The organism is Maribacter sp. 2-571 (assembly GCF_050589625.1).
In the GTDB taxonomy this organism is placed as follows: domain Bacteria; phylum Bacteroidota; class Bacteroidia; order Flavobacteriales; family Flavobacteriaceae; genus Pelagihabitans.
Genome location: NZ_JBNGOP010000008.1, coordinates 1 through 23,422 on the forward strand (window position 1 = coordinate 1; position 23,422 = coordinate 23,422).

At 43.3% G+C, this 23,422-nt stretch carries 29 protein-coding genes and 1 pseudogene; 28 read left to right on the forward strand and 2 right to left on the reverse strand.

The features are described 5' to 3' along the window. The 3 genes and pseudogenes from ACRD7P_RS07560 to ACRD7P_RS07570 all read left to right on the forward strand — a co-directional run. Nucleotides 1–101, forward strand: a pseudogene (locus tag ACRD7P_RS07560) (IS982 family transposase); the annotation flags it as partial. A 2,067-nt stretch (nt 102–2,168) separates the two neighbouring features. Next, nucleotides 2,169–4,370 carry a peptidase domain-containing ABC transporter gene (locus ACRD7P_RS07565; protein WP_430906940.1) on the forward strand — a complete coding sequence of 734 codons (2,202 nt, stop codon included), beginning with the start codon at nt 2,169–2,171 and terminating at the stop codon, nt 4,368–4,370. Between the two features lies 1 nt (nt 4,371). Next, a complete protein-coding gene (locus ACRD7P_RS07570; RefSeq protein ID WP_430906941.1) occupies nt 4,372–5,691 on the forward strand; it encodes an HlyD family secretion protein in 1,320 nt (439 codons plus the stop codon). Between the two features lie 80 nt (nt 5,692–5,771). Here the strand turns inward: ACRD7P_RS07570 and ACRD7P_RS07575 are convergent, their stop codons facing one another. Then, a complete protein-coding gene (locus tag ACRD7P_RS07575) occupies nt 5,772–6,680 on the reverse strand; it encodes a thiopeptide-type bacteriocin biosynthesis protein (RefSeq protein ID WP_430906942.1) in 909 nt (302 codons plus the stop codon). Beyond that, complete coding sequence (locus ACRD7P_RS07580; protein ID WP_430906943.1) at nt 6,661–8,901, reverse strand: lantibiotic dehydratase family protein; 2,241 nt, start codon at nt 8,899–8,901, stop codon at nt 6,661–6,663. The genes ACRD7P_RS07575 and ACRD7P_RS07580 overlap by 20 nt, the downstream gene beginning before the upstream one ends. A 640-nt stretch (nt 8,902–9,541) precedes the next feature. Here ACRD7P_RS07580 and rpsL point away from each other — a divergent pair. The 25 genes from rpsL to secY all read left to right on the forward strand — a co-directional run bounded on the left by rpsL (nt 9,542) and on the right by secY (nt 23,399). Further along, the gene (rpsL, locus tag ACRD7P_RS07585) at nt 9,542–9,916 is read left to right on the forward strand and encodes a 30S ribosomal protein S12 (RefSeq protein ID WP_138853415.1); all 375 of its coding nucleotides are present in this window, start codon (nt 9,542–9,544) and stop codon (nt 9,914–9,916) included. Between the two features lie 73 nt (nt 9,917–9,989). Then, nucleotides 9,990–10,466, forward strand: a complete 477-nt coding sequence (gene rpsG / locus ACRD7P_RS07590) for a 30S ribosomal protein S7 (protein ID WP_430906944.1) — start codon at nt 9,990–9,992, stop codon at nt 10,464–10,466. Nucleotides 10,467–10,472: 6 nt separating this feature from the next. Next, on the forward strand, nt 10,473–12,599 hold the full coding sequence (gene fusA / locus ACRD7P_RS07595) for an elongation factor G (protein WP_430906945.1): 2,127 nt from the start codon (nt 10,473–10,475) through the stop codon (nt 12,597–12,599). Between the two features lie 10 nt (nt 12,600–12,609). Beyond that, the gene (gene rpsJ, locus ACRD7P_RS07600; protein WP_007094989.1) at nt 12,610–12,915 is read left to right on the forward strand and encodes a 30S ribosomal protein S10; all 306 of its coding nucleotides are present in this window, start codon (nt 12,610–12,612) and stop codon (nt 12,913–12,915) included. A gap of 222 nt (nt 12,916–13,137) precedes the next feature. Then, complete coding sequence (gene rplC, locus ACRD7P_RS07605; RefSeq protein ID WP_430906946.1) at nt 13,138–13,755, forward strand: 50S ribosomal protein L3; 618 nt, start codon at nt 13,138–13,140, stop codon at nt 13,753–13,755. After that, on the forward strand, nt 13,755–14,384 hold the full coding sequence (gene rplD / locus ACRD7P_RS07610) for a 50S ribosomal protein L4 (RefSeq protein WP_430906947.1): 630 nt from the start codon (nt 13,755–13,757) through the stop codon (nt 14,382–14,384). Before rplC ends, rplD begins: the two co-directional genes overlap by 1 nt. Nucleotides 14,385–14,391: 7 nt before the next feature. Then, nucleotides 14,392–14,682 carry a 50S ribosomal protein L23 gene (rplW, locus tag ACRD7P_RS07615; RefSeq protein WP_430906948.1) on the forward strand — a complete coding sequence of 97 codons (291 nt, stop codon included), beginning with the start codon at nt 14,392–14,394 and terminating at the stop codon, nt 14,680–14,682. Nucleotides 14,683–14,691: 9 nt separating this feature from the next. After that, the gene (gene rplB, locus ACRD7P_RS07620; RefSeq protein ID WP_430906949.1) at nt 14,692–15,516 is read left to right on the forward strand and encodes a 50S ribosomal protein L2; all 825 of its coding nucleotides are present in this window, start codon (nt 14,692–14,694) and stop codon (nt 15,514–15,516) included. Nucleotides 15,517–15,528: 12 nt separating this feature from the next. Continuing rightward, nucleotides 15,529–15,807, forward strand: coding sequence for a 30S ribosomal protein S19 (gene rpsS, locus ACRD7P_RS07625; protein ID WP_430906950.1), 279 nt, complete (start codon nt 15,529–15,531; stop codon nt 15,805–15,807). 3 nt (nt 15,808–15,810) lie between these two features. Beyond that, nucleotides 15,811–16,218, forward strand: coding sequence for a 50S ribosomal protein L22 (rplV, locus tag ACRD7P_RS07630; RefSeq protein WP_430906951.1), 408 nt, complete (start codon nt 15,811–15,813; stop codon nt 16,216–16,218). 1 nt (nt 16,219) lies between these two features. Beyond that, on the forward strand, nt 16,220–16,933 hold the full coding sequence (gene rpsC, locus ACRD7P_RS07635) for a 30S ribosomal protein S3 (RefSeq protein WP_430906952.1): 714 nt from the start codon (nt 16,220–16,222) through the stop codon (nt 16,931–16,933). 20 nt (nt 16,934–16,953) lie between these two features. Then, a complete protein-coding gene (gene rplP, locus ACRD7P_RS07640) occupies nt 16,954–17,379 on the forward strand; it encodes a 50S ribosomal protein L16 (RefSeq protein ID WP_430906953.1) in 426 nt (141 codons plus the stop codon). A 12-nt stretch (nt 17,380–17,391) separates the two neighbouring features. Then, the gene (rpmC, locus tag ACRD7P_RS07645) at nt 17,392–17,583 is read left to right on the forward strand and encodes a 50S ribosomal protein L29 (protein ID WP_430906954.1); all 192 of its coding nucleotides are present in this window, start codon (nt 17,392–17,394) and stop codon (nt 17,581–17,583) included. 13 nt (nt 17,584–17,596) lie between these two features. Continuing rightward, nucleotides 17,597–17,854, forward strand: coding sequence for a 30S ribosomal protein S17 (gene rpsQ, locus ACRD7P_RS07650; protein WP_430906955.1), 258 nt, complete (start codon nt 17,597–17,599; stop codon nt 17,852–17,854). A 2-nt stretch (nt 17,855–17,856) separates the two neighbouring features. Beyond that, a complete protein-coding gene (gene rplN / locus ACRD7P_RS07655) occupies nt 17,857–18,225 on the forward strand; it encodes a 50S ribosomal protein L14 (RefSeq protein ID WP_013993867.1) in 369 nt (122 codons plus the stop codon). Between the two features lie 10 nt (nt 18,226–18,235). After that, nucleotides 18,236–18,550, forward strand: a complete 315-nt coding sequence (rplX, locus tag ACRD7P_RS07660; protein ID WP_430906956.1) for a 50S ribosomal protein L24 — start codon at nt 18,236–18,238, stop codon at nt 18,548–18,550. 2 nt (nt 18,551–18,552) lie between these two features. Then, a complete protein-coding gene (gene rplE, locus ACRD7P_RS07665) occupies nt 18,553–19,104 on the forward strand; it encodes a 50S ribosomal protein L5 (protein ID WP_430906957.1) in 552 nt (183 codons plus the stop codon). Between the two features lies 1 nt (nt 19,105). Then, entirely contained in the window at nt 19,106–19,375 is a 270-nt protein-coding gene (rpsN, locus tag ACRD7P_RS07670) for a 30S ribosomal protein S14 (protein ID WP_430906958.1), read from the forward strand. 54 nt (nt 19,376–19,429) lie between these two features. Further along, nucleotides 19,430–19,828 (forward strand): 30S ribosomal protein S8, encoded by a 399-nt coding sequence (rpsH, locus tag ACRD7P_RS07675; protein WP_430906959.1) that lies wholly within the window; start codon nt 19,430–19,432, stop codon nt 19,826–19,828. A 19-nt stretch (nt 19,829–19,847) separates the two neighbouring features. Continuing rightward, nucleotides 19,848–20,390, forward strand: a complete 543-nt coding sequence (rplF, locus tag ACRD7P_RS07680) for a 50S ribosomal protein L6 (protein WP_430906960.1) — start codon at nt 19,848–19,850, stop codon at nt 20,388–20,390. A gap of 10 nt (nt 20,391–20,400) precedes the next feature. After that, nucleotides 20,401–20,757: a 50S ribosomal protein L18 gene (gene rplR, locus ACRD7P_RS07685; RefSeq protein WP_430906961.1), complete on the forward strand. Its 357-nt coding sequence runs from the start codon at nt 20,401–20,403 to the stop codon at nt 20,755–20,757. A 9-nt stretch (nt 20,758–20,766) separates the two neighbouring features. Beyond that, nucleotides 20,767–21,291 (forward strand): 30S ribosomal protein S5, encoded by a 525-nt coding sequence (rpsE, locus tag ACRD7P_RS07690; protein ID WP_430906962.1) that lies wholly within the window; start codon nt 20,767–20,769, stop codon nt 21,289–21,291. Between the two features lie 105 nt (nt 21,292–21,396). Continuing rightward, nucleotides 21,397–21,576 (forward strand): 50S ribosomal protein L30, encoded by a 180-nt coding sequence (rpmD, locus tag ACRD7P_RS07695; protein WP_430906963.1) that lies wholly within the window; start codon nt 21,397–21,399, stop codon nt 21,574–21,576. Nucleotides 21,577–21,590: 14 nt separating this feature from the next. Then, nucleotides 21,591–22,043 (forward strand): 50S ribosomal protein L15, encoded by a 453-nt coding sequence (gene rplO, locus ACRD7P_RS07700; RefSeq protein ID WP_430906964.1) that lies wholly within the window; start codon nt 21,591–21,593, stop codon nt 22,041–22,043. A gap of 12 nt (nt 22,044–22,055) precedes the next feature. Beyond that, nucleotides 22,056–23,399, forward strand: a complete 1,344-nt coding sequence (gene secY / locus ACRD7P_RS07705) for a preprotein translocase subunit SecY (RefSeq protein WP_430906965.1) — start codon at nt 22,056–22,058, stop codon at nt 23,397–23,399. The last annotated feature ends 23 nt before the right edge of the window (nt 23,400–23,422 follow it).

Sequence of the window (23,422 nt, forward strand, 5' to 3'; positions counted from 1 at the left end):
ACAATATTTTTGCTGCTTTAATAGCATACAGCTTCAAGGATAAAAAACCCTCCCTGAAAAATAACTTCGTGGATACCAAACAACTGTATTTGAACATATAGTTATATCGAACTCACGTTAAATATTTTATAAATAAATTCTTCTCAAAAAACTAATTACTTAATATTGCGTAATACAAATCCTATAATTATAAAAAATGAAAAAAGACAAAAAAATTAGTTTATCGTTGAAAAAAAATGTTATTTCCAAGTTTGATAAATATCATGAAGTAAGGGGTGGACGTAATGTAGCACATGAGCCCTCGGATTGGTGCGCACCCTCTCAATGGTGTGCCCCCAAACAATCTACAACACCTGGTTGTGAGGAATAATTAATGTTGAAAATGAAAAAGTTGCCTATTTCAGAGTTTAGGCTTCCAAATAACATTATAATATTTAGGTGATTGGATTCAGCTAACAAAATTATAGTCTTTGAAAGCACTTAATTCGAAATCATCGAATTACAATCATGGACTACAAAAAAGTGAAAGGAATTAGATGGCTTGGCTTGATTTTGAAGGCTTCCTTTAAGAAGGGAGCCTTCACTTGTGATGGGGAGGTACGTGACCATTTCTCTAAATATCACGTCTTTGTCCAAAAGAAGGTACACAAAAGGTTATTTTGTTTTGACTTATATTTCACAACACAATTCTCAATAACCCGTGCTTTCGATTAAAAAAAGTTTGAAAAGCTTCAATATGAAAAATTAAGAAAGTAGGGTTGTCGTTAAACAAAAAAATTATTTCACAATCAGATAAATGCAAGATTTAGGGGGGCACGAACTTCAGGCAATTGTGGTTCACCTAATTACACGTGGTGGACACCAGATTCTAACAAACCCGATTGTAAACAGTAATCAAGGTTGAAAATCATAAATTTAGATGAATTAACTTGAACATAGAGTTGTCTGTCCATTATATTTTACATATTAGTGTAATTTTAAAAAGGGGTAAGACATTAGGTTTTACATGTTACTCCCAATCTTTTTGTGAAGGTTGGGAATTCTTATTAGTTGTAATCTGTTTGCACCTATCAATCTAGATGGTGCAAACATTTTTTAGACTACCGGAATAATAGATAGTCAACAACTTCACTTGATGTTTATCTCAGATGGAATTGTTGAAAATAAATATCCGGAGTTGCTGCATTTATAAGGACACTAAGTAAAGGCCAAGTTAAATACCTTAACAATATGGATAAGACAAAGAGGAACTACAGCAGGGAGTTCAGGTTTAAAGTAGTTTTGAGGTGTTGAGTGAGCGTTTTAAGTCCAGGAGCTTGGGAGGAATTAGGCCTCATCTGACACAGATAACCAACTTGAAAAGTCAATTTCTGTGCGATAATCGACTTTTGCAGCCGTAACATGGTAGGTTGGTCGCTATCTAATGTGATGACATTGCAGTGATGCAAAAAAACCATGGAGATGGCCATCGAGAAGAATGGCGCATCCGAGATACAGAAAACCGACCATGGTAGTCGATTTACCTCAATCGAATTTACCGACTAACTAACCAAGTAGCGATATATTTGACTTACAGTGGACGGACGTAGTAGGGCTCTGGTCAACGTATTTGTCGAAAAGCTCCGGCGTAGCTTAAAATACGAGTAGGTATACCTGTTTCTTGCAGATGACGGGCTACAATGTTACTTTGGCCTCGGGGAATATTCCGAATATTATGACAATGGGCAGAGGCACCAAAGTTTGGACGACGAGACCCCGCGGGCAGTTAGTGGACAAAGCAAAAGAAAGCGACGTTATTGCACGAAAGGAAAATATAAGGTTTTCAACAAAACTAGCGATTTGCCAGTCTACCCAGCACCCCTCTTTTAAATTCATGATTAGACTTATTTTTTAGAAGTCTTGCCCTAGGGATAGGTGAAATTATAAGGAATGAATAGTTGCAGAAAACTTAACGGTTGTTTTAACATCGTATTAGGTTTTGACGAGTATGGGAATCTTACAGGAATGTTTTAGTTTTGATTTGAAGCCTAGTAATTGTTAGAATTGCGAATTTTTTAAACCATTGTTATTTGAATTATGAGACAAATATTTACTCTTAGCTATCTTTTTTAGGATAATTTGATGATTAAAGCTCACTTGTTCTTCTAAATAGCGACCTATATTTAACCATGCCTTTTAAGCAATTTCCTTTTTACAGACAGCTGGACCAAATGGACTGTGGTCCCACCTGCCTTCGTATGGTGGCCAAATATCATGGAAAGGCATATTCTCTCGATTTTCTTAGAAAGAAGGCCAATATTACACGGGAAGGGGTTTCCATGGGCGGTATCGCGGAGGCGGCCGAAGAAATAGGCTTTCATACCCTTGCGGTCAGTCTGGATTTTGAGACACTGGACGAAGAGGTTCCGTTACCGTGTATCGCCCATTGGCGGCAGCGGCATTTTGTGGTAGTGTATGAGATAAAAAAGGATACCGTATACGTGGCCGATCCCGCGCATGGGCTGGTAAAGTATAAAAAGGCCGATTTTCTGGAAGGCTGGCTGGGCAAAAATGCCGGGGAACGGACCGAAGGCTATTTACTGCTTTTGGAGACCACGCCGCGTTTTTTTGAAAATGATATTGAGGAAAAATCCGAATATGGCTTTAAGTTTTTGTTCTGGTACTTCAAGCCTTATAAAAAGTATATCGGGCAGCTGTTTTTGGGATTATTGGTAGGTAGCTTGTTGCAGCTTATTTTTCCTTTTTTAACGCAAGCTGTGGTCGATTATGGTATCAATTACCAAAACCTGCATTTTATCTATCTGATATTGGCGGCCCAGCTGATGCTGTTTATATCGCAGACCTCGGTCGATTTGATCCGGGGATGGATTTTGCTCCATATGACCAGTAGGATCAATATCAACCTGATTTCCGATTTTTTATTGAAACTAATGCGATTGCCCATTGCGTTTTTCGACTCCAAAAACACCGGTGACATCATACAGCGGATATATGATCATGACCGCATCCAGGATTTTCTGTCCAGTACAACGCTGAACACCTTGTTTTCAGCATTCAATATCGTCATTTTTGGGTTCGTTTTGGCCTATTACGATTGGACGATTTTTGCCATTTTCTTTCTAGGGTCGTTCATTTATATTGGATGGACCTTACTTTTTTTAAAGAAAAGGGAAGAGTTGGACTATAAGCGTTTCGATCAGGCGGCCGATAATCAAAGTAGTATCTATCAATTGATTTCCGGAATGCAGGAGATAAAGCTCAACGGTTCGGAACGACGAAGACGGTGGGAATGGGAGGCCATCCAGGTCAAACTTTTTAAGGTTTCCATCAAGAGCTTGGCATTGTCCCAAACCCAAAATACCGGAGGCCGTTTTTTTAATGAGCTCAAGAATATTCTCATCACTTTCGTAGCGGCGAAATCCGTGATCGACGGTAGTCTTACCTTGGGTATGATGCTTTCCGTACAATACATTATCGGTCAATTGAACCTACCCATCAATAATTTTATCACCTTCATCCAAACCGGACAGGATGCGAAAATTAGTTTGGAGCGCCTGGCCGAGATACATTCCAAGGAAGATGAGGAAGTTTCGGACGACACCCTGCTAAAGGAACTGCCGGAAAAGAAGGGAATAGCCGTTAAGAACCTAGGCTTTAGATATGGGGGAAGTGCATCGCCAATGGTGCTGGATGGCCTGAATTTTGAAATACCTGAAGGAAAGGTGACCGCCATTGTTGGTGCCAGTGGTAGTGGCAAAACCACCTTGATAAAGTTATTGTTGCGATTTTATGAACCGACAGCGGGCGAAATTACGGTGGGTAGTTCCAAGTTACAGTCGTTGGGAGTGTCCTTCTGGAGAAAAAACTGTGGAAGTGTCATGCAGGACGGCTTTCTGTTTAGCGACACCATCGCCAGAAACATTACCGAGTCGGATTCAGAGGGTGTTTTAGATAAAAAGCGACTGTTGCACGCTGTTGACGTTGCCAATATTGAAGATTTTATTACCCAATTGCCTACCGGTTTCAATTCAAAAGTGGGTAGCAGCGGTACCAATGTAAGTGGTGGGCAAAAGCAGCGGATATTGATTGCAAGGGCAGTGTATAAAAACCCGAATTATATTTTTTTGGACGAGGCGACCAGTGCACTCGATGCAAACAATGAAAAAGTGATCATGAACAAATTGGATGAGTTCTATAAAGGTAAAACCGTGGTTGTTGTTGCCCATCGGTTGAGTACCGTTAAAAATGCCGATCAAATTATTGTTTTGGACAAAGGGAAAATGGTCGAAATAGGGAATCATCAAGAACTGACCGCGAAAAGGGGGCTGTATTATACCTTGGTGAAAAATCAGTTGGAACTAGGAAGCTGATATGGAAGAAGAAGTGCCGGACATAGAACAAAAGATAGCGGGGCTCGATGAGCGTTCCGGTCAAGTGAAGGAAATTTTGGGAAAGGCACCCAATTGGGTGGTGCGTTCCGGTATTTCCGTTGTTTTCGTAATCGTATTGGGCGTGGTGACAGCCGCGGCATTGTTAGGGTATAACGATATTATTTCGGCTAACATCGTCATCACCAGTAAGAACCCCCCGGTGTATTTGGAAGCGAATCGAGAGGGAAGATTGACCCAGCTTTTTGTAGCCCCAAATCAAAACGTGACCAAAAACCAGGTGTTGGCCGAAATCGAAAACACCGCAAACTACGAGGACGTGGCTTATTTGCAAGAAAAGATAGCTGGTTTTAATAGTGGAGCGATGTCCTTGGATTCCTTAAAACAAGAGTATCCGCCATATCTGGATTTAGGGCCGGTGCAGCAGGCGTATGGCCGTTTTTTGACGGACTATCAAAACTATATTTTGTTCAACGCGCTGTCCCCAAATCAGAAAGAATCTGCCATGATCCAGCAGCAGTTGACGGAGCAAAGGCGTTTTTTGGAGAAGCAAGAACGACAGATGGGTATTTTCAAGGAGGATCTTCAGCTCTCAAAAAGTAGTTTTGAGCGCAATCAAAAACTATATGAAAAAGGAGTGGTTTCCAAGGCAGAGTTTGAAAATGCCTCAAGGGCCTATCTTTCCGATAAGCAGAACTATGAAGGGTTCTTGACCAGTATGTCCAATACACAGATCGCGATAGCCAATTTTAATAATTTATTGACCAAATCGGACATACAAGGGGCGGAATTTGAAAATAGCTATGCACAAAAATTGAATGAGGCCTTCCAGTTTTTAAAAAATGAACTTACCCTTTGGGAACAGCAATATCTGGTAAAAAGTCCCATAAATGGAAAAGTGACCGTATTCGACATCTGGAACCAATACCAAAACGTAAATGCGGGAGAGGTATTATTTACCGTAGTGCCCGAGAATTTGGATGGAATTGTGGGTAAGGTGACCTTACCGGTACGGAATTCGGGTAAGGTAAAAGTGGGGCAAAAAGTGCTTGTGAAATTGGCGAATTACCCTTTTGAGGAGTGGGGGAGCGTTACCGGTGAAATACAATCGATATCATTGGTGCCCAAACAGGGTGAAGAATCGTTCTATACCCTGTTCGTCAGCTTTGGGGATCTGACCACCTCCTATGGAAAGAAAATTGATTTCAAACAGGAAATGCAGGGTACCGCGGAAATCGTACTGGAAGAGCTCACTGTGCTCCAACGGATTTTCTACCAATTTAGAAAGGCGTTCGAACGGTAGTGTCGGCAACCCCTCGTTACTATTTACGTACTTGCCTTTGGCTTTGCCAAAGAAGAAGACGGGAACTAGGGGTTAACTGCTTATGCCCGCTTTTTTTGAATGGCTGCCGCCGTCCGATAATAGCGGTATAGAAAGTCGTAACAGACCATTTCGTTCAATCGGTTTTTGGATTTGAAAAGACGGTTCATCAGCATGTGTATATAACTGCCCAAAAGACCGTTCATTGGCATTTCCAATCGATTTTGAGCCACAATGGCCATGATGTCGTTCACTATCGGTGCAATGTGGGCGCTCTTGGTTTCCAACACTTCCAAGATCGGGGCGTGGTCCGGATCGGTTTCTTTGGTGAATGCCATAAACGAAGCAATACGAGGGCGGTGCGCGCGGTATTTGGCGTCCAACTGCTTCTTTAAGGGCCTTCCCATTCCAAATTCTGCTCCAAACCCTGTTTTCAAGTGGTCCAACAACACTAGTTTTTCATCCAAAGTGTAAGAGAAATGCGTCAGTAAGTGGTCTATCGATCGCAATCCGAACAACCATCGTAGCGTTTCGCCCTCATCTCCTTCGATCAGGTCCAAAAAAGAAGCGGTTGCCATGCTGTCAAACTGGAACAGACTTTCCGATAGGACAATGGTGTTGGTTCCATAACGCTCCAATTCCCTCTGATACGTATCCAACTGTATTTTCCAAATAAGGTCCCTTTCCAAAAAGAGGTTCAACGATTCGTGTAGGGCTCCCAGAATACTACCGATATCTGATGTTGATGCACTTAAAAACCGTACCCTTAAATGGTGTTCCGGATCGGCATAACGGATAAAAAACCATTTTGTAATACTGCCCGAAGCCAAAAACCGATCTGCAAGCGGTGCAATAACTTCGGTGAGAATGGTGTCGGCCGTTTTGTGTCCGGTGTAGATCTTGTAGTAAACCCACTCACTCCCGATGGCGAAACTACGTTTGGTGTTTTTTTTAGGATGGTCTTTCTTCATTGCTACGTTCGCTGCGGTTATAAAAGGATATGATCATTTGATTGGAATAGTGGCCTTGCGCCGAACTTACCGTTCCTTCTTTTGAAAAAAGGAACTCGGAGAGGGTGAATTGCGATTTGTTTTTTACGCTATCCAATAGCATTTGTACCGATGTGGCGTTGGAAAAATTGATCAGCAATTCGTTATCGCCTTCGGTGAGAACAACATACTGGGGAAGTTTTAGTTGCGATTGCCAAATTTTAATCTTTTGTAATAAGGCCTTTTCATCATCGATAACATTCGATAGGGTGGTAAGCTGTTCCTTATCAATTTTCCAGGTGGCACGATGAAATATAAGGTTACGATAGGTGACCCTTGGTAAAAAAGACCGGTTTTCTCCTAAATAACCATACCTAAAATAAAGTCCGCCCCGCAGGCCTTGGTTTTGTAGGTCGCATAAAAAGTGATATATGGGTAACGCATTGGCCGAAAAGTTATGTGCGTTGGTCAATCTGGGCAGCACCTCCATGTTATTTTTTTTGGAACGGAGCAAGATCCGGTCGTTCCTTATGGAAATGTAGAGGTCACTAATGGGAAGTTGCTTTTCCAAGCTTTTCGCAGACTTGGCGAGATAGGGTATTTCATGGGTCCGAAACGAAGGCCGCGTTAAAATATTACCCACTCTTGATTCGGGAAGATGGACAATTTCCGCTAAAATTTTATCCGGGTTCAGCTGTTCTTCCTTTGCCGTAATCTTTTGGGCTTGGAGCGCTAAGGAAGGGTCGCCATGGCAAAACCGTCCCAAAAGGTTTGCGGCACTCGAACCGCCGACGCCGGGCAGGAGTATTTTCTGCTCCCCGTTTTCTTCAATGACGCTTACCATTGCCGATAACGTGTCGGGAAGGTCGTCCCAGTTGGCCGGCATTTCTTCAAAATCTTTGTCCTCTAGGATTATAGGGGTATTGCCATCTTCATCACTTGTGATCAATTTTCTTTCTAAAACACCAAGCGCTGGGTGCCAGTTTAGGGTTTTGGACTCGGAATTCGAATTCGTTTGAGGGAGTAGCAGGTCGTCCACTAGGGGGTTCACATCTCCGCTGCCGCCCGTTTGAAGATATCCAATGCCCGTTTCCACATCCATAACCTTGGCAAGCGGCATCTCCCGTTCTTCATAGCGCTCCCGAAACGCGTTTTTGAACTTTGTTAGATTGGTTTCCCTGGGTACGGGTGTCATGCGGTTTAAAAGTGTCATTGCCTGCTTTACACTTTTGGCGATGTCGTTTGACAATTGGTTCGAGCGATGCGCTAGTTGGAGGTTCGTTTGAAAGAGATATTGCAAATTATAAGTGGTCGGCCCCGTTTGTAGATGCGTTGCAATATCCAAATACGATTTAGGGTCGTTGCCCATTCGTTGATCGAGTTGTCCGATTCTTTTTTTTGTGGTCTCCAAAAAAAGGGTTTCCCCTTCTACATGTTGTAAGGGAGACAATACGTGCTGAATCTGTTCCAGAAACGCCGGCCCCGATACGGAGGGCTCCAAGGCGCCAACGAGAATTTGGCTGTCGATAAGTTCGTTTAAAAAATCCGTGGCCTGGTCTTTCGGAATGTCTTTTTCGGTCAATATTTTCACCAGATGCTCAAGAGTCGCTCCAGTAATGGCACAGTCTATAATGTTGTTTAGATAGTCCGAAAAGTCCACTTCGATAATATGATGTTGTCTTCGGCTATTCTGATAATAATACTCGATATACCTTAAGGTGTCACCAATGGGGTACATGCTGGAATTTGGATAGAACAGCAGCTGTTCGCGAATTGCTTTCTTCTTGGACAGGTCTTGGGAAAGGGCTACCAAGTAGTTCATGTCCAGGCCAGTATGTCGTTTATAGCTTTGTGGTGAAGACAGCTCAATCTCCGTATGTTCGGCGAAATTTCCGGTTCCGCAGCCCGCAAAAAGACCAAAAGGAGTACATCTGGTGGCCATTCGGGTAAGGTATTTCAATAGGGAAAGGCGTAGCTTTTTCTCTTTTTTTACTTCCGTTGATGCGTTCAGCCACTTTTCTATCTCGGCATATAACGAGGGAGAGGCCAGAAAACAGGACTCCTTAACGATTGGGAGGTCGAAGGCCGCTTTCAATTGCGCTTTCGCGACAACGGGCTGCGAAGTAAGTTTTTCGATAAAATCGATACCGAATATCGGGGTTCTAAGCACATATTGTGGGAAGTGGTCGTAAGGGTTTTTCATTTAAAAGTGCTGTTCATTTTATTGTGGTAAAGGCCACTGTGTTTCAATGGATGTCACTGACAACTTTGAATTTATCTGGATTAACTGTATATGCCAATTATTGGAGCAAAGCCGTACGTAAGAAAGGTAACATGTTCCTTAATAGGAATTTGATGAAGATAAGACATCATGATGAATTCTTGAAAATTTTTGCTTTTGTTTAACCTTGGACTTTTCAAGACGGTTTATTGATAACAGGTCATGGAGTATTTGCCAATAGAAAGCGCATGAAACGGAAAGCCATCATGGACAATGACGATTTAGTGTACTGTAGAAAAGTGTCCTGGGACATTTAGGAATTGTACTATCTATGGGCGGCATCTAAAAATGGTATTTTTTTGTGTTTCGGGCTCGTCTTTTTGGTTCTTTGTCCACATCCAAATGGGAGTTATAATGCTGGGGGCCTATCAATACGAGAAAACGTGAAAAGTGGCTTATTTTTACTTAGGGTGCCCGTTTTGTGCAAAGTGTCCATCAACTTGTTTGGGCAATTATCGAATTCTACTTAAAATTTAATGCTTCTTCATTTGAATTATTCGTAAATATCACTACATTTGCCGACCCTTAAAAATAGAGGGTAAGTTTTATACAATAATATAGTATGCCAACAATTTCACAATTAGTACGAAAAGGAAGAACCACGATTACTAAGAAGAGTAAATCGGCTGCTTTGGATTCGTGTCCCCAACGAAGGGGTGTTTGTACGCGTGTTTATACCACTACGCCTAAAAAACCAAACTCTGCCATGAGAAAAGTGGCCAGGGTTCGTTTGACGAATGGTAAAGAGGTGAACGCTTACATTCCCGGAGAAGGACACAACTTGCAAGAGCACTCGATAGTATTAGTAAGGGGAGGAAGGGTGAAAGATTTGCCAGGAGTTAGGTATCATATCGTAAGGGGTGCACTCGATACCGCAGGTGTCGCGGGCAGAACCCAACGGAGGTCTAAGTACGGAGCAAAACGCCCAAAGAAGTAATTAAAAGATAAAAATGGTTCCACGGCGAAACAGCTTGTGGAAGGTTTATCAAAAAAAACTTTAGAAAGAAGTAATGAGAAAAAAGCAGGCAAAAAAAAGGCCATTGTTGCCCGATCCAAGGTTTAACGACCAATTGGTGACCCGTTTCGTCAATATGATGATGTGGGACGGAAAGAAATCCGTGGCGTTCAGTGTTTTCTACGATGCGATGGATATCGTTGAAGAAAAAAAGGCGGACGAAGAAAAAAGTGCTTTGGAATTATGGAAAGACGCGTTGTCCAACGTTATGCCACACGTAGAGGTGCGCAGTCGGCGTGTTGGGGGTGCTACCTTTCAAATACCGATGCAAATACGTCCCGATCGAAAAATTTCTACCGCTATGAAGTGGTTGATCAGTTATGCAAGAAAGCGTAATGAAAAAGGTATGGCGCTAAAATTGGCCGGTGAAGTTTTGGCTGCGGCCAAAGAAGAAGGTGCTGCTGTCAAGAAAAGGGTCGATACGCACAAGATGGCAGAAGCCAATAAAGCATTCTCTCACTTTAGATTTTAATCGGAAATGGCAAGAGATTTAAAATATACAAGAAATATAGGTATCGCCGCGCATATTGATGCCGGTAAAACGACCACTACGGAGCGTATTTTGTTCTACACAGGGGTCAGTCACAAAATTGGAGAGGTGCACGATGGTGCCGCTACCATGGACTGGATGGCTCAGGAGCAGGAGCGTGGTATTACCATTACTTCCGCAGCTACAACCTGTGAGTGGCAGTTTCCTACCGAGAACGGACAGCCCACCGCTGATGCCAAAGGATATCATTTTAACATAATAGATACTCCCGGTCACGTTGATTTTACCGTAGAGGTGAATCGTTCGTTGCGGGTTTTGGATGGTTTGGTATTCTTGTTCAGTGCCGTTGATGGTGTTGAGCCGCAGTCGGAAACCAACTGGAGGTTGGCCGATAATTATAAAGTGCCACGTATTGGGTTCGTAAATAAAATGGACCGTCAAGGAGCAAACTTCCTGATGGTTTGTAAGCAAGTAAAAGAAATGTTAGGTTCCAACGCGGTGCCTATCGTTCTTCCAATTGGGGATGAGGCCGATTTTAAAGGTATCGTCGATCTTGCAAAGAACAGGGCCATCGTTTGGCATGATGAAAAGTTCGGGTCTACTTTCGATGTTATCGAAATTCCCGACGATATGAAAGCGGAGGTCAAAGAGTACAGAGCTGCCTTGATCGAAGCGGTTGCGGAGTATGACGAAGAGCTGATGGAGAAGTTCTTTGAGGACGAGGATTCCATTACCGAAGAGGAGGTGCACGCTGCATTGAGAGCTGCGGTTATGGACCGTGCCATCATACCTATGGTATGTGGGTCTTCTTTCAAGAATAAAGGTGTTCAGTTTTTGTTGGATGCGGTATGTCGGTATTTGCCTTCACCCGTTGACAAGGAAGCGATTGTTGGTACCGACCCTAACACAGGTGAGGAAATCAGCAGAAAGCCGGATGTGAAAGAACCCTTTTCCGCTTTGGCCTTCAAAATTGCTACCGATCCTTTCGTAGGACGATTGGCTTTCTTTAGAACGTATTCCGGTCGTTTGGATGCCGGTTCTTACATATTGAATAACCGTTCCGGTAAAAAGGAACGTATTTCACGGATCTATCAAATGCACTCCAATAAGCAGAACGCGATCGACTATATCGAAGCGGGAGATATTGGTGCGGCCGTAGGGTTCAAGGACATCAAAACGGGCGATACCATGTCGGCCGAAAAAAGTCCGATTGTTTTGGAGAGTATGGATTTCCCGGATCCCGTTATCGGTATCGCGGTAGAGCCTAAGACCAAAGCGGATGTGGACAAATTGGGAATGTCTTTGGCAAAATTGGCCGAAGAAGATCCGACCTTTCAGGTAAAAACAGATGAAGCTTCCGGACAGACGATTATTTCGGGAATGGGAGAGCTTCACTTGGATATCATTGTGGATCGTTTGAAACGTGAATTCAAGGTAGAGGTAAACCAAGGACAGCCTCAAGTGGAGTACAAAGAGGCCATTACGGCTTCTGCGGACCATAGAGAGGTGTACAAGAAGCAGAGTGGTGGTCGAGGTAAATTCGCCGACATTGTGTTTACATTGGAGCCTGCGGAAGAAGGAAAGAGTGGTCTTGAGTTTGTTTCGGTAATCAAAGGTGGTAACGTTCCCAAGGAATTTATCCCTTCTATTGAAAAAGGATTTAAGATGGCCATGCAGAACGGACCTTTAGCGGGTTACGAGATGGATGCCATGAAGGTGACCTTGCGCGATGGATCGTACCACGATGTGGATTCGGATCAATTGTCGTTCGAGCTTGCTGCCAAACTAGGCTACAAAGCTGCTGCAAAAGCTGCGAAAGCGGTAATAATGGAGCCTATTATGAAGCTTGAGGTGTTGACGCCCGAGGAGAACATGGGTGACATCGTAGGAGATTTGAACCGTAGAAGGGGTCAGGTGAGCGATATGTCCGACCGTGCCGGTGCCAAAGTGATAAAAGCAACAGTGCCGTTGTCCGAAATGTTCGGGTATGTAACTTCGTTGAGAACCCTGTCGTCCGGTAGGGCCACATCTACAATGGAGTTTTCGCACTATGCCGAAACACCGTCAAACATTTCAGAGGAAGTGATTAAAGCAACAAAAGGGGTAACCGCTTAATTGTAAGAAGATGAGTCAGAAAATTAGAATAAAACTAAAATCGTACGACCATAACTTGGTGGACAAGTCTGCCGAGAAAATCGTTAAAACGGTTAAAACTACAGGAGCGGTGGTAACGGGACCAATTCCATTGCCTACCCATAAAAAGATATTTACCGTGTTGCGATCACCGCACGTCAATAAAAAGTCAAGGGAACAATTTCAGTTGAGCTCATACAAAAGACTTTTGGATATCTATAGTTCGTCATCCAAAACGATCGATGCGCTTATGAAGTTAGAGCTCCCAAGTGGTGTTGAAGTAGAGATAAAGGTCTAAGTCAATTTCCGCGAAGGCGGAAATCCCCTATCGAATTCAGATGGGAGGTCGATATAGGTTCCCGCATTTGCGGGGATAAACATGTCCTGAGCTGCGTGCGAGGGAAAAACGGAAAAAGAATACATTCAGGGCTGGATGATATCTTTGCCCTGTTTTTTTGTAATGAATTTTAAAAAAAAAGGCACCTATTGTGCCGGTAATAATTAATAATCAATATATAGTATGTCTGGGTTAATAGGTAAAAAAGTAGGCATGACCAGTATTTTTGACGAGAACGGGAAGAATATGCCCTGTACCGTCATTCAGGCCGGTCCATGTGTAGTTACCCAAGTCAGAACCGAAGAGGTAGACGGGTACAGTGCCCTTCAGCTTGGTTTCGATGACAAGGCAGAAAAGCGCGCGAACAAGGCCGAATTGGGCCATAGTAAAAAGGCGGGCACTTCTCCTAAGAAAAAGGTCGTCGAATTCAAGTCTTTTGAAGGTGAGTTTAAATTAGGGGATACCGTTGGTGTCGATATTTTCTCGGAAGGCGAGTTTGTCGATGTTAAGGGAACTTCCAAAGGAAAAGGATTTCAAGGCGTTGTGAAAAGACACGGCTTTGCAGGTGTTGGGCAGTCCACTCACGGGCAGCACAACAGATTGCGTGCTCCCGGTTCCATCGGTGCAGGTTCTGATCCTTCAAGAGTTTTTAAGGGAATGCGTATGGCCGGTCGAATGGGCGGCGAACGTGTTACCGTGCAGAATTTGCGTGTATTAAAGGTAGTTCCGGAAAAGAACTTGATTGTGGTGAAAGGATGTGTCCCAGGACATAAGAACGCTTACATAACCATTGAGAAGTAATGAAAGTAGCAGTTTTAGATATCAAAGGAAAAGAAACAGGGAGAAAGGTAGACCTTTCTGATGCTGTTTTCGCTATAGAACCGAACGATCACGCCGTTTATTTGGATGTAAAGCAATACTTGGCGCACCAGCGTCAGGGAACCCATAAGGCAAAGGAGCGTGGGGAGATTGCGGGAAGTACGCGCAAGATCAAAAAACAAAAAGGAACCGGTACCGCAAGGGCGGGTAGTATCAAGTCGCCGGTATTCCGAGGTGGTGGACGAATTTTTGGTCCAAGGCCGAAGGATTATAGCCAAAAGCTGAATAAGAACGTCAAGCGATTGGCGCGGAAATCCGCATTGGCAATGAAGTCCAAAGAACAGGCCATAACAGTCCTCGAGGACTTTAATTTTGAGACCCCGAAAACAAAGGATTTTATACAGATTTTGAAGTCGTTGGGGCTTGAAAACAAAAAATCATTAATTGTGTTGGGCGATTCAAATAATAGCGTATATTTGGCTTCGCGTAATTTTAAGCGGTCTGAAGTTATAACTAACTCAGAAATAAGCACTTACAAAATATTGAATGCGAATAATATCGTGTTGCTTGAAGGGTCTTTAGAAGGGCTTGAATCGAACTTAACAAAATAGAGAAATCATGAGCGTGTTGATAAAACCGATTATTACCGAAAAAATGACTGCCCAAGGGGAGTTGTACAATCGTTATGGTTTTGTGGTGGCTACCGATGCAAATAAATTGCAGATCAAAGATGCCGTGGAGGCGACTTATGGAGTCTCTGTAAAAAAAGTTCGAACCATGAATTACGGTCCGGAAAGAAAGACCCGTTTTACCAAAACGGGGGTACAGCATGGAAAGACCAATGCGATCAAAAAAGCGATCGTAGATGTTGCAGAAGGAGATATTATTGATTTTTACAGTAATCTATAAAGACTACAAATGTCAGTTAGAAAATTAAAACCGGTAACTCCAGGACAGCGTTTTAGGGTAGTGAATGGATTTGACGCCATCACCACCGATAAGCCGGAGAAAAGCTTGCTTGCTCCGTTAAAAAAGTCCGGGGGTAGAAACAGTCAGGGAAAGATGACTGTACGTCAAAAAGGTGGCGGTCATAAAAGACGCTATCGTATCATTGATTTTAAAAGGGACAAACAGGATGTTGTTGCCAAGGTGGTTTCCATTCAGTACGATCCTAATAGAACCGCTTTCATCGCTTTGGTGGAGTACACCGATGGTGAAAAGCGTTATATCATTGCCCAGAACGGATTAAAGGTTGGACAGGGAATTTCAGCAGGTAGTAAAGCTGCCCCTGAAATTGGGAATGCATTGCCGTTGTCCGATATTCCTTTGGGGACTATCATTTCCTGTATCGAACTTCGTCCCGGACAAGGGGCGGTAATCGCAAGAAGCGCTGGTACATTTGCACAGTTGATGGCAAAAGACGGTAAGTTTGTAACCGTTAAAATGCCTTCTGGCGAAACAAGGATGATCTTGTCCGGTTGTTTGGCCACTGTAGGGGCCATATCCAATTCCGACCATCAGTTATTGGTCAGTGGAAAAGCCGGTAGAAGTAGATGGTTGGGTAGAAGACCTAGAACGAGACCGGTAGCGATGAACCCTGTCGATCACCCAATGGGTGGTGGTGAAGGAAGGGCGTCTGGAGGACATCCTAGATCTAGAAACGGTATCCCTGCAAAAGGATTCCGTACGCGGTCCAAGACCAAGAACACGAATAGATATATCATAGAACGTAGAAAGAAATAAAAGGAGATAACAATGGCACGTTCACTAAAAAAAGGACCATACGTTCACTATAGTTTGGAGAAAAAAATCCAACAAGGCGCTTCGTCCGGAAAGAAAACGGTAATCAAGACTTGGTCTAGAGCATCGATGATAACACCAGATTTTGTAGGATTTACAATTGCGGTGCACAACGGAAGACAATTTGTTCCGGTATACGTTACCGAGAACATGGTAGGTCATAAACTAGGAGAATTTTCACCGACACGTTCCTTTAGAGGGCATGCAGGTGCAAAGAACAAGGGTAAAAAGTAAGCTATGGGAGTTCGAAAAAGACAAATGGCCGAAAAGATAAAGGCAGAGAAAAAGCAGATCGCTTTTGCTAAATTGAACAACTGTCCTACTTCGCCTAGAAAAATGCGTATTGTAGCCGACCTTATCAGAGGGGTTCAAGTAGAAAAGGCATTGGCGATATTGAAGTTCAATTCCAAGGAGGCGTCAGGAAGATTGGAGAAGTTGTTGCTTTCCGCCATCGCTAACTGGCAGGCCAAAAATGAAGATGCCGATATCGAAGGAGCCGATCTGTTCGTTAAAGAAATCAGGGTCGATAGCGGTACAATGTTGAAAAGGTTGCGTCCCGCTCCTCAAGGAAGGGCACACAGAATACGAAAGCGTTCTAACCACGTAACGTTGGTTTTAGAATCTAACAATAATATAGAGAGCTAGAATGGGACAGAAAACAAATCCGATAGGAAATCGTCTAGGTATTATTAGAGGTTGGGAATCCAACTGGTACGGAGGTAATGATTATGGAGATAAGCTTGCCGAAGACGATAAGATTAGAAAGTACATACATGCCCGTTTGGCAAAGGCCAGTGTTTCTAGAATAATCATTGAGCGCACCTTAAAGTTGATTACCGTTACGGTAACCACGGCAAGACCTGGAATCATCATCGGTAAGGGAGGTCAAGAAGTTGACAAACTTAAGGAAGAGCTTAAAAAAATTACCAATAAAGAGGTTCAGATCAATATTCATGAGATCAAGAGGCCGGAAGTAGAGGCCAATCTTGTTGCTGCGAGTATTGCAAGACAGATCGAAAGTAGAATTTCCTTTAGAAGGGCCATAAAAATGGCGATTGCCGCGGCAATGCGAATGAATGCAGAGGGAATCAAGGTTCAGATTTCCGGTCGTTTGAACGGGGCCGAGATGGCGCGTTCGGAGTCTTATAAGGATGGACGTATTCCACTTTCTACATTTCGTGCCGATATCGACTATGCACTTCACGAGGCGCATACGACTTACGGGCGTTTGGGAATCAAAGTCTGGATAATGAAGGGTGAGGTATACGGAAAAAGAGAGTTGTCCCCATTGGTAGGAATGTCTACCGGTTCAGGAGGAAAAGGAAAGCAAGACGGCCCAAGAAAGCGTCGTAGAAAGTAATACAATAAAGAGACATTACAATGTTACAGCCAAAAAGGACCAAGTTTCGTAAAATGCAGAAAGGCCGTATGAAAGGGCTTTCTACCAGAGGGCACCAACTTTCAAACGGAATGTTCGGTATTAAATCTTTGGATTCGAAATTCATTACGTCAAGACAGATAGAGGCTGCACGTATCGCAGCGACAAGATATATGAAGAGAGAGGGGCAGTTGTGGATAAAAATTTTCCCGGACAAGCCGATTACCAAAAAACCTCTTGAGGTTCGTATGGGTAAGGGTAAGGGTGCTCCCGAGTATTTCGTTGCCGTGGTAAAGCCGGGTAGGGTAATGTTCGAAGTTGCCGGTGTTCCTATGGAAATTGCCAAGGAAGCATTGCGTCTTGCGGCACAGAAATTACCGGTAAAAACGAAATTTATCGTTGCTAGGGATTATGTTGATCAAAATTAATCGATAGAAAGCATGAAAAAACAAGAGGTAAAAGAATTGTCTATCGAAGAGCTTAAAGAAAAGCTTGCCGAGTATACAAAGCAGCATGCAGATTTAAAAATGGCACATTTTGTAACGCCATTGGAAAATCCGCTTCAAATCAGAAAAGTACGAAGAACTGCTGCGCGATTGGCAACGGAATTAACTAAAAGGGAAAACCAATAATTGGTTCTGCTTTATGGAAAAAAGAAACTTAAGAAAAGAGAGAATCGGTGTTGTAACTAGCAACAAAATGGAAAAGTCCATTGTTGTTGCGGAGGTTAAAAGAGTAAAACACCCCATGTACGGAAAATTCGTTTTGAAAACGAAAAAATACGTGGCGCACGACGAGAAGAACGACTGCAAAGAGGGTGATACCGTAAAGATTATGGAGACCCGTCCAATGAGCAAGACAAAGTGTTGGAGGTTAGTAGAAATTTTAGAAAGAGCTAAATAATTATGTTACAGCAGGAATCTAGACTAAAGGTAGCGGATAACACTGGGGCGAAGGAGGTTTTAACCATCCGTGTCCTTGGTGGTACGAAAAGGAGGTATGCTTCCATCGGTGATAAAATTGTAGTTACCGTAAAGGAGGCTACCCCTAACGGAGGTATTAAAAAAGGTGCTGTTTCTACCGCGGTAGTGGTACGCACGAAGAAAGAGGTTAGAAGGCCCGATGGTTCTTATATCCGTTTCGATGATAATGCCTGTGTTCTTTTAAACCCGACAGGGGAAATGAGGGGAACACGTGTTTTTGGTCCGGTTGCAAGAGAGCTTCGTGACAAACAGTTTATGAAGATTGTATCATTGGCCCCTGAGGTACTATAATAGTAGAACAATGAAGAAGTTAAAGATAAAAACAGGCGATACCGTTAGGATCATAGCAGGTGACCACAAAGGAACCGAAGGTAAGGTGATGATGGTGGACAAGGTGAAGAACCGTGCTATTGTGGAAGGAGCCAATATGGTTTCAAAACACGAAAAGCCAAGTGCGAAAAACCCGCAAGGGGGAATCGTTAAAAAAGAGGCCGCGATCCATATTTCCAACCTGGCATTGATCGATGTGAAATCCGGAGAGACCACAAGAGTTGGTTTTGAGGTACGTGACGGTAAAAAAGTACGATTTTCCAAAAAATCCAACGAAGTAATTTAGTTATGGCATACGTTGCAAGATTAAAACAAGAATATAAGGACCGCGTCGTTGAGGCGTTAAAGCAGGAGTTCGGTTACAAGAACGTAATGCAGGTGCCCAAATTGGAAAAAATTGTGGTCAGTAGAGGTGTCGGCGGTGCAGTTGCCGATAAGAAGCTTATCGACCATGCCGTGGATGAACTGACCAACATTACCGGACAGAAAGCCGTCGCTACCGTATCCAAAAAGGATGTTGCTGCTTTTAAGTTAAGAAAGGGCATGCCCATCGGTGCAAAAGTGACCTTGCGTGGTGAGCGCATGTATGAGTTTTTGGATCGTTTGGTTACATCTTCCTTGCCAAGGGTAAGGGATTTTCAGGGAATACGCGCTACCGGTTTCGATGGTAGGGGGAATTATAGTTTGGGTGTTACCGAACAGATTATTTTTCCGGAAATCAATATTGATAAAATCAACAGGATAAGCGGAATGGATATCACTTTCGTTACTTCTGCGGAAACCGACAAAGAAGCAAAATCGTTATTAACAGAATTGGGATTACCCTTTAAAAAGAACTAGTATGGCTAAGGAATCAATGAAAGCCCGTGAGCGTAAAAGGGCAAAGACCGTTGCAAAATATGCTGCAAAGCGAAAAGCGTTGAAGGAGGCGGGTGACTATGAGGCATTGCAAAAGCTTCCAAAGGACGCTTCTCCGGTAAGAATGCATAACCGTTGCAAATTGACCGGTAGACCTAGAGGATACATGAGGACGTTCGGAATATCCAGGGTAACGTTCAGGGAGATGGCCAACCAAGGGTTGATTCCCGGTGTGAAAAAAGCTAGCTGGTAAAGAAAATTATAGTTATTTCTCTCAAGCGTAGGGAAAGGTTTATACTTAGAAAAAATGGTAACAGATACTATCGCAGATTATTTAACTAGGATTAGAAACGCCAGTAGAGCTGGTCATAGGGTCGTTGAGATTCCAGGTTCTAATGTAAAACGGGAAATTACCAAAATCTTGTTCGATCAAGGGTACATTTTAAGTTACAAGTTCGAGGAAGACAAGGTACAGGGCGTGATAAAGATCGCTTTGAAATACGACAAGTCCACAAAAGAGCCTGTAATACGTCAAATTCAGCGGGTAAGTAAGCCTGGATTAAGGAAATACGCCGGATCGGAAGGATTGCCAAGGGTATTGAACGGTTTGGGAATCGCAATCGTATCCACCTCACATGGTGTGATGACGAGCAAGCAGGCCAAGCGTGATAACGTTGGCGGCGAGGTGTTGTGTTACGTATACTAATCGAAAGAAAGTTGTAGAAATGTCAAGAATAGGTAATAATCCAGTCGCGATTTCCGAAGGAGTCACGGTCGATGTAAAAGAAAATCTGATTACCGTAAAAGGGAAATTGGGAGAGCTTACACAGGAATTTTCAGGAGTGGAGATCAAAATAGAGGATGGGAACGTTTTCGTTACCCGACCTTCCGATTCCAAAGAGCACAAGTCCATGCATGGGCTATACCGTTCGTTGGTCAGGAATATGATCGAAGGTGTTTCCAAAGGATGGACGAAAGAGTTGGAATTGGTAGGGGTAGGATACCGTGCCAGTAACCAAGGTCAGAAATTGGATTTGGCCCTCGGTTTTTCACACAACATCGTTTTGGAACTGGCCCCTGAGGTAAAAGTGGAAACGATTTCCGAAAAAGGAAAGAATCCAATAGTAAAACTGACTTCTCATGACAAGCAATTGGTAGGGCAGATAGCCGCCAAGATACGAGGTTTCCGTAAGCCTGAGCCTTACAAAGGAAAAGGAGTGAAGTTTGTTGGTGAGCAACTAAGAAGAAAAGCAGGTAAATCAGCTTAATAATAGTATAATGGGACTGTCGAAAATTCAAAGAAAATCTAGAATTAGAAAAAGAATCAGAAAAGTTTCCTTTGGTACCGAAGCACGGCCAAGGTTGTCCATTTTCCGAAGCAACAACGAGATTTATGCGCAGGTAATCAACGATGACGAAGGAAAGACTTTGGTTGCCGTTTCTTCCCGCGACAAGGCGTTGGCCAAAGAGAAAGGAAGCAAAAGCGAAATCGCTACTTTGGTTGGTAAAGCTGTTGCCGAAAAGGCCAAAAAGGCCGGTATCGATAAAGTTGCCTTCGATAGGGGAGGGAACCTATACCACGGTAGGGTAAAGGCGTTGGCCGAAGGAGCAAGGGAAGCAGGACTTGAATTCTAAATAAAATTTATGTACCAGAAGTATAAAAACGTAGAGACTGTAAAACCGGGAGGTTTGGATTTAAAGGACAAACTAGTCGGCGTACAGCGGGTTACCAAAGTAACCAAGGGTGGTAGGGCTTTCGGATTTTCCGCCATTGTGGTCGTAGGAGACGAGAACGGTGTCGTAGGACACGGTTTGGGCAAGTCCAAGGAAGTTGCCACTGCGATAGCGAAGGCAATTGAAGACGCTAAGAAAAATTTGATCCGTATACCATTGAACAAGCATACCCTTCCGCATGAGCAGAAAGGGAAATTTGGTGGAGCACGGGTGTACATTCAGCCAGCTTCGCATGGTACCGGTGTTATCGCCGGTGGTGCAGTACGTTCTGTTTTGGAATCGGTAGGGGTGCACGATGTACTTTCGAAGTCTCAAGGTTCCTCCAACCCGCACAACGTAGTGAAGGCCACTTTCGATGCACTGTTGCAACTGCGCGATGCCGGAGCGGTAGCGCGACAAAGAGGTGTGTCTCTAGAAAAGGTTTTTAAAGGATAAATTAATAGTAGTATAAAGTACAAAGTAACTGGTATTCGGTAGTGTATTTACAAGTGCCCGCCCATACTACCTACAACATACGAAATACGCAATACTAAATTTGAGATGGCAAAGATTAAGGTAAAGCAGGTTCGTAGCAGTATTAAAAAATTGCAGAACCAAAAGAGAACATTGCAAGCATTGGGCCTTAAGAGAATAGGGCAGGTGGTAGAACATGAGGCCACACCGAATATCCTTGGAATGATAGATAAAGTCAAACATTTGGTTTCTACCGAAGAAGCTTAAGATATTATATAAAGATGGATTTAAGTAGTTTAAAACCGGCAAAAGGTGCTTCCAACAAAGCTGGTAAAATCGTAGGAAGAGGTCAGGGCTCCGGAAAAGGAGGTACGGCTACGCGAGGACATAAAGGTGCGAAGTCACGATCTGGTTATTCCAAGAAAATTGGTTTCGAGGGTGGTCAAATGCCATTGCAACGTCGTGTGCCTAAATTTGGCTTCACCAATATCAACAGAAAAGAATACCAAGGCATCAACTTGGATAAACTACAGGAGCTTGTAGACAAGAAGTTGGTTAAAGATACCGTCACCCACGACGACCTCGTGGCTAACCGGTTGGCACGAAAAAACGATCTTGTAAAGATTTTGGGAGGTGGCGAATTAAAGGCATCCCTAAAAATTTCGGTACATAAATTTACTGCTAGCGCCAAAGCGGCTATCGAAGCGGCCGGTGGCGAAGCAATAAATTTGTAAGGAACAGTTATTATGAAGAAATTTTTTGAGACCATATCCAATATCTGGAAAATCGAAGAGCTTAGAAATAGGATCTTGATTACCTTGGGGCTACTCGTGGTGTATCGTTTTGGTTGTCAAATCGTATTGCCCGGTATCGATTCCAATCAATTGGGCTCGTTGGCCGATGAAACGGGACAGGGAATATTTGGACTCTTAAATGCATTTACCGGAGGAGCTTTTTCCAATGCCTCCATTTTTGCATTGGGTATCATGCCCTACATTTCTGCATCCATTGTGGTGCAGTTAATGGGTATCGCTATACCGTATCTTCAGAAGCTACAAAAAGAGGGTGAGAGTGGTAGAAAGACCATTAATCAGATTACCCGTTGGTTGACCATTGCAATCTGTGTGGTTCAGGCACCGGCATACCTATATGGGTTGGAGGCGTTTGGTGTTCCGAATAGTGCCTTCGTTCTAGGAAAAGGAATCGATTTTATTGTGCCGGCGGTAATCATATTGGTTACAGGCTGTGTATTTGCCATGTGGTTGGGTGAAAAGATTACGGATAAGGGTATCGGAAATGGTATTTCTCTTCTGATTATGATTGGTATTATCGCTACCATGCCCCAGTCTTTTGTGCAGGAATTTGTATCACGTACTGCCAATAACACCGGCGGGTTGATGTTTATTCTTATCGAAGTGATTATTTGGTTCTTGGTAATATTGGCCAGTGTGTTGTTGGTCATGGCGACAAGACAGATTCCGGTGCAGTACGCAAGAAGGACTGCCTCTGGAGGGTATGAGAAAAACGTGATGGGATCGCGACAATATATTCCATTAAAGTTGAATGCCTCTGGGGTGATGCCAATTATTTTTGCGCAAGCAATTATGTTCGTTCCCGGATTGATAGGTGGCGCTTTTGACGAAACCGCTGCCGGTCAGTGGATTCAAGTGCAGTTTAGCGATATTTTCGGATGGGCCTATAACATTCTGTTCGGGTTATTGATTATCATATTCACCTATTTTTATACGGCGATTACCGTTCCTACCAATAAAATGGCGGACGATTTGAAGCGTAGTGGAGGATTCATTCCCGGAATACGTCCGGGTAAGGAAACCGGAGACTATTTGGATAAGATTATGTCGTTGATTACTTTGCCAGGTTCCATATTTTTAGCACTTTTGGCGGTTTTACCGGCGATCGTCGTAAAACTTATGGATGTTCAGGCAGGTTGGGCGTTGTTTTTCGGAGGTACATCACTTTTAATTATGGTGGGTGTTGCCATTGACACCGTACAACAGGTCAACGCTTATTTGTTGAATAGACATTATGATGGATTAATGAAATCCGGTAAAAATAGAAAAGTAGCTTAAGTGAAAAAGAATGCAACGGGTAT